Annotated in this window: 8 protein-coding genes; 6 read left to right on the forward strand and 2 right to left on the reverse strand. The window is 33.1% G+C overall.

The window, feature by feature from the left end; all coding sequences use genetic code 11:
* Window positions 1-98: 98 nt before the first annotated feature.
* Complete coding sequence (locus M9Q43_RS02635) at window positions 99-707, reverse strand: superoxide dismutase (protein ID WP_262317432.1); 609 nt, start codon at window positions 705-707, stop codon at window positions 99-101.
* Between the two features lie 148 nt (window positions 708-855).
* Between M9Q43_RS02635 and M9Q43_RS02640 the strand changes: the two genes are divergently transcribed.
* The 6 genes from M9Q43_RS02640 to M9Q43_RS02665 all read left to right on the forward strand — a co-directional run bounded on the left by M9Q43_RS02640 (window position 856) and on the right by M9Q43_RS02665 (window position 12,697).
* Entirely contained in the window at window positions 856-1,668 is an 813-nt protein-coding gene (locus tag M9Q43_RS02640; protein WP_262317433.1) for an alpha/beta hydrolase, read from the forward strand.
* 11 nt (window positions 1,669-1,679) lie between these two features.
* A complete protein-coding gene (locus M9Q43_RS02645; protein WP_262317434.1) occupies window positions 1,680-4,868 on the forward strand; it encodes a UvrD-helicase domain-containing protein in 3,189 nt (1,062 codons plus the stop codon).
* A 33-nt stretch (window positions 4,869-4,901) separates the two neighbouring features.
* Window positions 4,902-6,098, forward strand: coding sequence for a glycine C-acetyltransferase (kbl, locus tag M9Q43_RS02650; protein WP_262317435.1), 1,197 nt, complete (start codon window positions 4,902-4,904; stop codon window positions 6,096-6,098).
* A gap of 101 nt (window positions 6,099-6,199) precedes the next feature.
* Complete coding sequence (locus tag M9Q43_RS02655) at window positions 6,200-7,603, forward strand: OmpA family protein (protein WP_262317436.1); 1,404 nt, start codon at window positions 6,200-6,202, stop codon at window positions 7,601-7,603.
* A gap of 63 nt (window positions 7,604-7,666) precedes the next feature.
* Window positions 7,667-10,444: a PD-(D/E)XK nuclease family protein gene (locus M9Q43_RS02660; RefSeq protein ID WP_262317437.1), complete on the forward strand. Its 2,778-nt coding sequence runs from the start codon at window positions 7,667-7,669 to the stop codon at window positions 10,442-10,444.
* A gap of 72 nt (window positions 10,445-10,516) precedes the next feature.
* On the forward strand, window positions 10,517-12,697 hold the full coding sequence (locus tag M9Q43_RS02665; RefSeq protein ID WP_262317438.1) for a S41 family peptidase: 2,181 nt from the start codon (window positions 10,517-10,519) through the stop codon (window positions 12,695-12,697).
* On the opposite strand, the gene M9Q43_RS02670 is transcribed toward M9Q43_RS02665, so the two are convergent.
* Complete coding sequence (locus M9Q43_RS02670; RefSeq protein WP_262317439.1) at window positions 12,694-13,476, reverse strand: alpha/beta fold hydrolase; 783 nt, start codon at window positions 13,474-13,476, stop codon at window positions 12,694-12,696. The genes M9Q43_RS02665 and M9Q43_RS02670 overlap by 4 nt on opposite strands.
* Window positions 13,477-13,538 lie beyond the last annotated feature (62 nt).

Raw genomic sequence — 13,538 nt, forward strand, 5'->3', positions numbered from 1 at the left:
AAATTTCACCTTTTTTATTTTTAAACAAAATTGGGAAAATACAAAAAGCCGAAGTGTTGCCATAACGCTTCGGCTTTCTAGTTAAAATAAGTTATTTTTTATTTTTCAGTTGCGTATCTTCTTGCAACTTCTGTCCAGTTAATTACGTTAAAAAAAGCTTCAACATAATCAGGACGACGGTTTTGATAGTTTAAATAATAAGCATGTTCCCAAACGTCAAGTGCTAAAACAGGCGTTCCACCACAACCAATTCCTGGCATTAAAGGATTATCTTGATTAGCTGAACTGCAAATTTCTAATTTTCCACCTTTGTGAACACATAACCAAGCCCAACCAGAACCAAAACGTGTTGCAGCAGCTTTAGCAAATTGTGCTTTAAATTCTTCAAACGATTTGAAATCTCTTTCAATAGCTTCAGCTAAATCACCTGTTGGTAATCCACCACCGTTTGGTGTCATAACAGTCCAAAATAAATTGTGATTGTAAAAACCACCACCATTATTTCTAACTGCTGCATTGTTTGGATCTAAGTTAATTAAAAGGTTTTCAATGGTCATTCCTTCCAAATCTGTCCCTGCAATAGCAGCATTTAAATTTGTAGTGTAAGCATTGTGATGTTTTGAATGGTGAATTTCCATTGTTCTAGCATCAATATGTGGTTCTAATGCATCGTATGCATAAGGTAATTGTGGTAATTCAAAAGCCATAATATTTTATTTTTAGATTAGTAATATTTTCACCAAATTTACAAATTAAACTTCGGAATCAAAAATAGATAGTTTCTATACCACTATTATTAAGATAAATATAACATTTGAACATACTCGTTTTCAGAAAATTAAAAAGCAAAACCTTATGAAATCAATTTACTTCAACTTATTTTTTATAGCTCTATTCATCACAAGCTGTTCAAAAACATCACAACCTGTTGATTCAATTCCAAAGCACGAAACCTTTACCATTCAATCCAAACAAGTGAATGAAGCTCGAATAATTAATGTGTGGACTCCCGAAAACTATAAAACTGCTACCGATTCGTTACCGGTTATGTACATGGCAGATGGCGGAATTAAAGAAGATTTTCCGCATATTGCAAACACTTTAGCGGAACTTATCAAACAGAACAAGATTAAACCCATCATTTTGGTTGGTATCGAAAACACACAACGCCGAAAAGATTTATCGGGTTTTACAACCGTTGAAAAAGACAAAGAAATTGCTCCTGAAGTTGGAGGTTCGGAACAATTTAGAGCATTTATCAAAGAAGAACTTTTCCCTGAAATAAACAAAAAATATAGAACATCAAGCGTTAAAGGAATAATCGGAGAATCGCTTTCAGGACTTTTTGTTACCGAAACTTTTTTGCTAACGCCTGAAATGTTTGATTTTTACATTGCCTTCGATCCTTCGTTGTGGTGGAACAATCAATATTTGGTAAAAACGGCAAAACAGTACTTGGCAAAATTTCCTAAAAATCAGAAAATATTTTGGTTTGCAGGTTCCAATGCCGAAGATATTTCACCAAACACCAAGCAACTGAACACCATTTTAAAAAACGAAAACCCATCAACTGTAAAATGGAATTATTCCGATGAACCAAACGAAGAACATTCAACCATTTTTAGAGCAACCAAAGAAAAAGCAATCATTTGGACTTTAAACCAATAAAAAATTCACTTTTGAAAACAACAGCTTTTACTATATACGACGCTTCGGCTGGCTCAGGAAAAACGTATACGCTAACGAAAGAATATTTAAAAATTCTTTTTTTGGCGACTAATGATGATGCCTATCGAAAAATTCTTGCCATTACATTTACCAACAAAGCGGTGGAAGAAATGAAAAGCCGAATTGTTTCCAGTTTGTACGAGTTTTCCATTGATACAACTTCCGATAAAGCAATGGAATTGTTAAAAGATGTTGCTTCGGAAACCAAGTTGAGTATCGCTACTTTAAAAGATAAATCGAAAGCAATTATTAAGAATATCATTCACAATTATGCCGCTTTTGATATTTCTACGATTGATAAATTCACGCACAAAGTCATCCGAACTTTTGCTCAAGATTTGAATTTACCACCCAATTTTGAAGTTTCGCTGGAAACCGATTCACTTTTGCAAGAAGCCATTGATTTGGTGATTTCTAAAGCGGGAGACGATGTAAATCTGACTAAATTATTAATCGAATTTTCAAAAGAAAAAACCGACGACGATAAAAATTGGGACATTTCTGCCGAATTATTAAAGGTTGCCCAATTGATTACCAACGAAAATAATTCGGAAGAAATCAAAGAAATGTCCGATAAGAGTTTGGATGATTTTGGAATCGTAAAAAAGAAATTACAAGAAGAAATTAAACAGTTAAAATCAGATTGTAAAGCAATTGCTCAAACCGTTTTGGATAGAATTGATACAAATGGCGTTTCTCGAAAATCGTTTTATTCAAGCTATGTAACCAATCATTTAGGTAAAGTTGTAGCAGATAAATTTGCAATTAATGACACAATAATTGACTATTTAGACGGAACAAAACCATCATATTCAAAGGCAATTCCACAATCTGATAAAGATTTTATTGATGAAAATGCTTCCGAGATTTTAGCTTCGGTTATTGCAATCAATGAAAAAGTGGGAAAAATTTCAATGTACGAAGCTTTTCTGCAAAATCTAAATCCGCTTTCGTTATTAAACACGATTTATCAGGAGTTCAAGCAAATTCAAGAAGAACAGAATTTAGTTTCGATTTCCGATTTCAATAAAATTATTCATAACGAAATACAAAATCAGCCAGCGCCTTTTATTTATGAACGTTTGGGCGAAAAATACCGTCATTATTTTATCGATGAATTTCAAGACACTTCGGTAATGCAATGGCAAAATTTGATTCCGTTAATTGATAATGCTTTGTCGGGTCAAGACGATTTTGGTCAGCAAGGAACTTTGATGTTGGTGGGCGATCCAAAGCAAGCCATTTACCGTTGGCGTGGCGGAAAAGCCGAACAATTTATCGATTTATCTAAAGAAGATAAAAAACACAATCCGTTTTCTAATAAAGACAAAGAAACGCTTCGTTTAGGAACGAATTACCGAAGTTACAGCGAAGTGATTCAGTTTAATAATGCGTTTTTCAAGCAATTAGCTGATAAGTTTGAGAACGAAGATTATAAAAATTTATACGAAAATCTTTCGCATCAGGAAATCAATTCTAAAAATGGCGGTTATGTAAATTTGTCGTTTATCGAAGTGCCAGAAGACGAAACTGAAGTCGAAGGTTTTGATTCAGAAAACGATTCGATTTCGTTAAAAGATAAATTTTACTTGAATCAAACGTTAAGAACGATTGAAAAATGTATCGCTAACGGATTTGAATACAAAGACATCGTTTTGCTTACCCGAACAAAAGCACCCGGAATTAAATTAGCGAATTTCTTAACCGAAAACAGCGTTCCGATTTTATCTTCGGAAACCTTATTGATTCAAAATGCGACCGAAGTGAAGTTGTTGATTGCGTTGCTTCGTTATTTAAAAAATCCAAAAGACGACGAATCAAAAGTCTATTTCTTGTATTTTATTGCGAAATATTTACAATCCGAATTAGAAATTCATGATTTCATTTTGGCTACGAAAGATAAAAATTCTGATGAATTAGAATCGTTTTTGAAAACCATCGGAATTGAAATTTCGTTCAAAAATTGCAAGAAAAAATCGCTGTATGAAGCAGTCGAAATTTTAATAGCGACTTTTTTAAATGACAAAGTGAATACTTCGTATTTGCAATATTTCTTGGATTTGGTATTGGAAAAAGATGTAAAAGTACAATCGAGTATTGCTGATTTCTTGGAGTATTGGGACAAAATTGGCTACCAAAAAAGTATTCCGTCACCAGAAGGAACAAACGCAGTTCGTATCATGACCATTCATAAATCGAAAGGTTTGGAATTTCCAGTAGTGATTTTTCCGTTTGCTGAAGAAGATTTTTCGAGAAAAATTAAAGATAAACTATGGATTCCGTTAGAAGATTCGAATATTGATTTGCCAAAAGCATTAATCAACAATAAAAAAGAAGTTGAAAGTTACGGAAGCGAAGCGAAAACCATTTTTCAAACGAAAAATCAAGAAGAAGTTTTAGATACTATAAATGTTTTGTATGTAGCATTAACGCGTGCCGAAGAACAATTGAATGTAATTTCAAATAAATTATTGACCAAAAAAGGCGATTTTGTTACTAATAATTTATCGTTCTATTTTATTGAGTTTTTACAGAATTTAGGCAAATATGAAGACACAAAATTAGAATACGAGTTCGGAAATCCAACCCGAATTTCAATCAACAAAGCACATGAAGGAAAAAATAATCAAATTGGCATTGTAACCCATAAATTAAATCCAAAAAATATCAAAATTGCACAACGCGAAGCTTTAATGTGGGGAACCATTCAGCAAGATGCAATTAATTTTGGAAATATTTTGCATGAAATAATGGCGTTTATTCATACTAAAGACGATGTGGATTTAGCGATTCAAAAAGCAACCGAATTGGGATTGATTACATTTTCTCAAAATGCAATTTTTAAAGAAACTATTGATAAAATTGTGAATCATGAAGAATTGATTTCGTTTTTTGATGCGGATGCAAAAGTTTATAACGAACAAAACATCATAAAGAAAGCGACTAAAAACAGCAAACCAGATAGAGTTGTAGTTAAAGATAATATGGCGTATTTGTTAGATTATAAAACTGGAGAAAAACACAATAAACACAAAGCGCAATTAGAAGAATACGAATTGGCTTTGCAAGAAATGAAGTACACGGTTGCAAAAAAAGCACTTATATACATAGGAGAAAGTATAGAAATAGTAACTTTGTAGCCATAAACTAATAACAACAAACAACAACAAAATATGTACGGAAAAATCCAACAACACCTACAAAACGAATTAAATACCATTCAAGAAAACGGATTATTTAAAAAAGAACGCATTATTACTTCACCTCAAGGAGCAGAAATTACTATTTCTACTGGAGAAACGGTTTTGAATTTTTGTGCGAACAATTATTTAGGATTGTCATCACATCCAGAAGTGGTTCAAGCAGCGAAAGACGCTTTAGATTCTCACGGTTTCGGAATGTCATCAGTACGTTTTATTTGCGGAACTCAAGATATTCATAAAGAATTAGAAAAAAAGATTGCCGATTTCTACGGAACAGAAGATACTATTTTGTATGCTGCTGCTTTTGATGCTAACGGAGGAGTTTTTGAACCTTTATTAGGAGAAGAAGATTGTATCATTTCTGATAGTTTGAATCACGCTTCTATTATTGATGGGGTTCGTTTGTGTAAAGCAGCACGTTACCGTTACGAAAATAACAACATGGAAGACTTAGAGCAACAGTTAGTCAAAGCAACTGAAGCAGGTCATCGTTTTAAATTAATCGTAACTGACGGTGTTTTCTCTATGGACGGATTAGTAGCGCCATTAGATAAAATTTGCGACTTAGCGGATAAATATGATGCTTTAGTAATGGTAGACGAATGTCACGCAGCTGGTTTCATAGGTGCTACAGGAAAAGGTACATTAGAAGCTAAAGGTGTAATGGGAAGAGTAGATATCATCACAGGAACACTTGGAAAAGCTCTTGGTGGTGCAATGGGTGGTTACACAACAGCGAAAAAAGAAGTGATTGAAATTTTACGCCAACGCTCGCGTCCATATTTGTTTTCAAATTCGTTAGCGCCTTCAATTGTAGGAGCTTCATTAAAAGTTTTTGAACTATTAGAAAAAGACACAACGCTTAGAGATAAATTAGAGTGGAACACCAATTATTTCAAATCTGGATTAAGAAAAGCAGGCATAGATTTCATCGATGGAGACTCTGCAATTGTGCCAGTAATGTTATATGATGCTAAGTTATCACAGGTTATGGCAGAAAAACTTTTAGCAAAAGGAATTTATGTAATTGGGTTTTTCTTCCCAGTTGTACCAAAGGATAAAGCACGAATAAGAGTACAATTATCAGCAGCTCATACACAAGTTCATTTGGATAAAGCTATTGCAGCTTTTACAGAAGTGGGTCAAGAATTGGGTATAATCAAGTAAAATCCGACAAAAAAACGTTTTTTTTTAACAAAACTTTTTGTAGTTAAAAAAAAATAGTACTTTTGTTCCAATTATAACGCATTGTAATTAAATAAATAAGTATGAAACATTTAAACAAATTATTTGCTGTAGCTTTATTGTTTGCTGGATTAACATCGCAAGCACAAGACAGTAACAACCCATGGGCTGTGTCTTTTGGGGTAAACGGAGTAGACACTAAAGTTAGTGCTGTTGGAAACGATAGTCCAAAATGGATTCAATTAGCTAATGCTAAAGAAAATTGGAATATTTTACCTTCAGTATCTTATTTAAACGTATCTAGATACGTTGGAGATGGTTTTTCTTTTGGATTAACTGGATCTGTTAACAAAATTGACAAATGGGTTTCAAGAGTTCCAGGAACAGAATCTACTGATTTAGTTTCTAACCCAGGTGATTTATCTTACTATGGTATTGATGCTACAGTAAAATATAGCTTCATGGAATTATTAAAATCTAAATGGTTAGACCCATCTGCTCATATTGGTGGAGGTTATACTTTCTTCGGTGACGCATCTGCGGGTACTGTTAATGGAGGTTTAGGATTAACTTTTTGGTTTACTGAAAACGTTGGTTTACAATTCCAATCTACTTACAAACATTCATTTGATGATAACAGAGTAGCAGATTTAGATGTTCCAACTCATATCCAACATTTTGCTGGTTTAACTTTCAAATTTGGAGGTAAAGACACAGATGGTGACGGAATTTATGACAAAGATGACGCTTGTCCAGAAGTTGCTGGTTTACCAGAATTCAAAGGATGTCCTGATACTGATAAAGATGGTATTCAAGATTCAGCTGATGCTTGTCCAGAAGTTGCTGGTTTAGCAGAGTTTAATGGTTGTCCTGATACTGACGGTGACGGAATCATCGATTCAGAAGATGAGTGTGTTGATGTTAAAGGAACAAAAATCATGAAAGGTTGTCCAGATGCTGATGGTGACGGAGTAGCTGACAAAGATGATGAATGTCCTACTGTAAAAGGTGCTAAAGAAAACAAAGGTTGTCCATGGCCAGATACAGATGGTGACGGTGTTGCTGATAAAGATGACAAATGTCCTACTGTAAAAGGAACTGTAGCTAACAATGGTTGTCCAGAAGTTTCTGATGAAGCTATGAAAAAATTAAATGACTATGGTAAAACTATCTTGTTTAATTCTGGAAAATCTTCTTTCCAAAAACAAACTTACCCAGTTTTACAAGCTATGTCAGCTATCTTAAAAGAGTATCCTACTGCTAAATTCTCTTTAGAAGGACACACTGATTCTGATGGTAAAGATGCTATGAACCAAAAATTATCTGAAGATAGAGCTGCTGCAGTTAAAAACTATTTAATTGAGCAAGGTATCGAAGCTTCAAGATTATCTTCTAAAGGTTTTGGTGAGTCTATGCCAGTAGATTCTAATAAAACTGCTAAAGGAAAAGCTAACAACAGAAGAGTAGAAGTGAAATTAGTTAAATAATTTCTTTCTAAAATATAATAAGAAACGCCTCGATTTATCGGGGCGTTTTTTTATTTTTATAAAATGAAACAAAATACTTTTTTAGATAAGTTAAGCGCAACTATTTTATTACAATCCGATATTCAATTATCGAATTGTTTGATTGTTTTACCCAATAAAAGAGCTAAAGTGTTTCTTTTAGAAAGCTTAAAAAATCAATTAGAAATTACTTCGTTTGCACCAACTATCATTAGTATTGAAGATTTTATTCAAGAAATTTCAGGTTTGCGTACGATTGATCCAATTGAATTGCTTTTTGAATTCTACGAAGTCTATCTTTCTGTAACAGATAAATCTAAACAACAAACTTTCGAGGAATTTGCCACTTGGGCAAAAACAGCTATTCAAGATTTTAATGAAATCGACCGATATTTGTTGCCACCAAATCACGTTTTTTCGTATCTAAATGATATTGAAGCTTTGAAACGTTGGAATTTAGAACCATCAAATACTACCAAATTAATAGATACACATTTAGAATTTTGGGCTAAATTACCTTTGTATTACGAATCTTTTTACAAGCATTTATTAAAAAAAGGAATCGGTTATCAAGGGTTGTTATATAGAGAAGCAGTTAAAAATTTAGTTTCGTTTACCACAAAAATTACCAATCAAATTTATTTTGCAGGATTTAACGCCTTAAATCAAGCCGAAGAAAGAATATTCAAACATTTAGCAAACGAGAACAAAGCAAAAATCTATTGGGATATCGATGAGGTTTTTTTGAATGATTCGTATCACGATGCCGGTTTGTTTATTCGAAAGTTCAAAAAAGAATGGAAACCGTTTGTAAATCAAGATTTCGAATGGGTTGTCAATCATTTCAGCGAAGCTAAAAACATCGAAATTATTGGAACACCTAAAAGCATTGGTCAAGCCAAAATTGTGGGAACTATTATTGAAAATATTCAAACCGAAAATCCAAATTTAGAGAAAACAGCTGTTGTTCTTGGTGACGAAAACCTATTGCTTCCTGTTTTATACGGTCTGCCAGAATCGGTAGATGCGTTGAATATTACGATGGGTTATCCAAGCAAAAATAATCCTGCACAATTGCTGATTAGCAAGTTGTTTAAGTTACATACCAATGCCAAACAACGCAATGAAAAAAGCTATACATTCTACTACAAAGAAGTTTTGGATATTTTAAATCACCCTTTGGTGGAACCGTATTGCAAAGTGGAAGAAGTGGTAAAAGTGATTAACAATAACAATTTTACTTTCTTCTCCAATCAAAAATTATTCAGTTTATACGAAGAGAAATATCCTAATTCAGAAAACAAATTCTTCCAATTGTTATTCACACGTTGGGACGACTCTATTTCGGATATTTTATCAAATTTAAATGCGATATTACTCACCATAAAATCCTATTTAAGCAATGACGATACCGAAGAAAAAGTAACGAAAGCTTTTGTGTATTCGGTGTTTAAAACGATTAATAAATTAACCAATTATCACGAAACTTATAATCAAATCGAAAGTTTGCAATCGCTTCAAGCCATTTACAAGCAAATTATCGATTTAGCCGAAGTTTCTTTCGAAGGCGAACCTTTGAGCGGACTTCAAGTAATGGGTGTTTTAGAAAGTCGTGTGCTGGATTTTGAAAATGTGATTATCACATCGGTAAATGAAGGAAAATTTCCAGCTGGAAAATCGCAAAATTCATTTATTCCATATGATGTGAAGAAAGAACTAGGTTTGCCAACATACAAAGAAAAAGATGCCATTTATTGCTATCACTTCTATCATTTGTTGTTACGAGCTAAAAACGTTTGGTTGCTTTACAACACCGACAATGAAGGAATTGATGCTGGCGAGAAAAGTCGTTTTATTACCCAATTGGAAATTGAAAAACAACCAAAACATAACATTTCAAGCACGATTTACAACGCCGTTTTACCCGAAAAAGCATACGAACCCGTTACCATTCCAAAAACGGATAAAATTCTAACGCGTTTGCATGAAATCGCAACCGATAAAGGATTTTCGCCATCGTCTTTAACGAATTATATTCGAAATCCGTTACAATTTTACATGCAACGTATTTTACGTATTAATGAAGCTGATGAAGTGGAAGAAAACATCGCAGTGAATACTTTGGGAACCATTATTCACAATGCTTTGGAAGAATTATATACTCCGTATTTAAATCAGTTTTTGGCATTGCATCATATTGAGGCGATGGAAACAAAAATTGACGAAGTCATTCTAAAGCATTTCAAAGAAATTTACAAAGAAGGCGAAATCACCAAAGGGAAAAACCTGTTAGCTTTTGAAGTGGCGAAACGAAATGTTTACAATTTTCTACAATTGGAAAAGAAAGATATCGAAGAAGGTCAAGCGATAAAAGTACTATTGTTAGAAGCGAGTTTATCTTGTGAAATCGAAGTAAGATCTTTACCATTTCCAATAAAAATTGCGGGTAAAGTTGACCGAATCGAAGAAAGGAACGGCGCCATCAGAATCATCGATTACAAAACCGGGAAAGTGGATGGGAATAGTTTAAAAATTAACGATTTCACTGATTTGACTTCCGATATTAAAAACGAAAAAATTATTCAGTTGTTGTGTTATGCGTTGATGTTTGAAAATCACGAATTAAAACAAAACCGAGAAGTTTCAGCCGGAATTGTTTCGTTTAAAAACATGAAAAAAGGTTTTTTACCTTTCGGATTAGGAAAAGGAAAAGATGCTGAACTTGTTATTTCAAATGATATTTTACAAGATTTTAAATCGGAATTAGAAACGTTGATTTTGGAAATTTTCAATCCAGAAATTCCGTTTAAAGAAAAGGTTTAACGTTTCGTTACAATTTTCTTACATGCTTTTTCGTTTTCTTTACAAAAGTTACAGTAACCGAAAAACATACTTATGAAAAAAATCTTCTCTTTCGCATCCATTTTATTGGTTAATATTTTGTTTTCGCAAATTCAGGCTCCTGTTTTTAATCTTGATTTTGAAAAACATTCTAAAAAGGATGAATTACCAAACGATTGGATTCGATGGGGAGATAGCGAATTGAAAATTGATTCGACTAATGCCGTTTCTGGAAAAAATAGTATGCTTATTAATGTCAAAGAAGGTGAAGGTTTTGGTTGTGTTGCTTACAAACTTCCTGCAAATTTTAAGGGTAAAAAAATCACTTTAGAAGGTTTTATGAAATATGAAAACGTTACTGATGGTTTTGTTGGTTTGCTTGTTAGAATAGATAAAGACGGACAATCTGTTGGATTTGATAATATGCAAAACCAAAAATTACAAGGAACTTCGGAATGGAAAACACACACTGTAACTATTGATTTCAAAGAAAATGCAGATGAAATTTATGTTGCTGGAATTTTAGTTGGTAAAGGAAAAGCTTGGTTTGATAATTTTAAAGTCACCATTGATGGAAAACCTATTGAAAAGCTAAAACCTGTTGAAAAAGAACTTTCTATTGTTGAAAAAGACACAGAATTTGACACAGGTTCTAAGTTTGAAATTACAAATCTTAATGAAATTCAAAAACGAAATTTATTCATTTTAGGAAAAGTTTGGGGTTTTGTAAAATATTATCATCCTGTAATTGCTGAAGGAAAAATCAGCTGGGATTATGAACTTTTTAGAGTGTTGCCAAAAATTAGTAACAAGGATTTTGATAATGAACTGGTTAAATGGATTAATAAATTAGGAACTTTTAAAACAACAACTCAAAAACTTCCGAAAGAAAATGAAATTAAATTACTACCTAATACCAAGTGGATTGCTGATACGAATTTAATTTCTTCCGAATTATCCACATTACTTCAAAAGGTAAATAATGCTGACAGAAGCGATAAAAACTATTATATTCAATTGCATCGAAGTGTAAATAATCCTGATTTTACAAACGAAAAAGTGTATGATAAAATGAAGTACACCGATACCGGAATTAAACTTTTATCCATTTTTAGATATTGGAACATGATTGAATACTTTTTTCCAAATCGTCATTTGATGGATGAAAATTGGGACAAAGTTTTGGAAGAGTTTATACCAAAAATGACGGCTACAAAAGATCAAAAAGGCTACACTTTAACCTTGTTAGAACTTATTGGAAAAATTCAAGATACTCATGCTAATATTTGGAGATATAATGAGGTTTTAGAAGATTATTTTGGTCAAAATATTGCTCCTGTTAAGTTAAAATTTGTTGAAAATAAAGCAGTAGTTGTAAAATTGCAAGACGATTTCAAAGATGCTAATTTGCAAGTTGGTGATGTGATTTTGGCAGTTAATGGAATAAAAGTTGAGGATTGGATGAAAAATAATTTGAAATATTTTCCAGCTTCCAATTACCCTACACAATTGCGAGATGTGGCACGAAAAATGTTACGCACAAACGATAATTCTATTCAGCTTACAATCGAAAATAATTCTGGAATTAAAGATGTAGTCGTTAGCACAATCAAATACAAGTATTTCAGAGAAGAACCTGTTTCACACAAAATTATCAATGAAAATATAGGTTACATATATCCAGGAACACTGAAAAAAGGTGAAATCAATGAAATCATGGATAAGTTTTTAGATAAAAAAGGATTAATTATTGATTTAAGATGTTATCCTTCTGATTTTATTATATTTAGTTTGAGTAATTATCTACTAAATGAGAAAAAAGACTTTGTAAAGTTAACCGCTGGAGATATTAAAACACCAGGATTGTTTACTTTTAGAGGTGGAGAAATACAAGTTGGAGGTAAAAATAAAGATGCTTTTAAAGGAAAAGTAATCATATTAGTTAATGAAGAAACACAAAGTCAAGCAGAATATTCAGCAATGGCGTTACGTGTAGCACCAAATGCAAAAGTTTTAGGAAGTACAACCGCTGGTGCAGATGGGAATGTATCTGGAATTACTTTACCAGGAAATATTTTCACTTACATTTCTGGAATAGGCGTTTTAACTCCTAATGGTTCTGAAACGCAACGCGTAGGCATTATTCCAGATGTAAAAATAGAACCTACAATAAATGGAATTCGCTCAGGAAAAGATGAAGTGTTAGAAAAAGCTATTGAGTTGATTAATAACTAAACCCTTTTCAAAAAGCCATTCAAAACCACCAACAGTTCCGCTTGATTTTCAAAATGACTCATGTGACCGTCTTCAAAAGTGGTGAGTTGCACTTGTGTACCTTCGATTTGTTCTAAATTGTCTTCGTAATTTAAAACAGGATCTTTTTTGCCTAAAATGATTTGAATTGGATAAGGCGCAAAATGCAAAATGACTTCGCGATCTTTTCTAATTTTCATGCCTTCTAATGACGCAACAATACCTTGAAGTGGCGTTTTTAAAGCTTCTAATTTCACTTCTTCGATAGTGTCCGCTAAACGTTCACGATTGTCTTCACTAAATAAATTGGCAATACTCATGCGAATAAAAGCCGAATAATTTTGCTTCACCGCTACAATAGCACGGTCACGATTTGCTTTTCGTTCGTCGCTATCGGCTCTTGAAGTGGAGTTTTGTAATACAATTCCCTTTACATTATCAGGATATAATTCGGCGAAAGCCAACGCCACATAACCACCCATCGAATGTCCAATCAAAACCGCTTTCCTGATTTTCAATTCGTGCAACACATGATGCACCATATCGGCTTGGTCTTCCATCGTGTGGACATAACCCAGACATTCTGTTTCACCATGACCTAATAAATCGATAGTGATCATGCGGTGTTTTTTAACCAATTCAGGAACAAAAGCCTTCCACATCGATTGATTTTCCAAAAAACCATGCAATAAAACCACAGCCGTTCCTTTTCCTTGGTCGGTATAACTGATTTTAGTGTTTTTGAAGTTGGTGGTTTTCATGTGGGCAAAGTTAGGGTTTAAACGCAAAGAGCGCAAAGTTTTTTCGCGAAGTACGCAAGGAA

The organism is Flavobacterium odoriferum (assembly GCF_025499515.1).
Taxonomy (GTDB): domain Bacteria; phylum Bacteroidota; class Bacteroidia; order Flavobacteriales; family Flavobacteriaceae; genus Flavobacterium; species Flavobacterium odoriferum.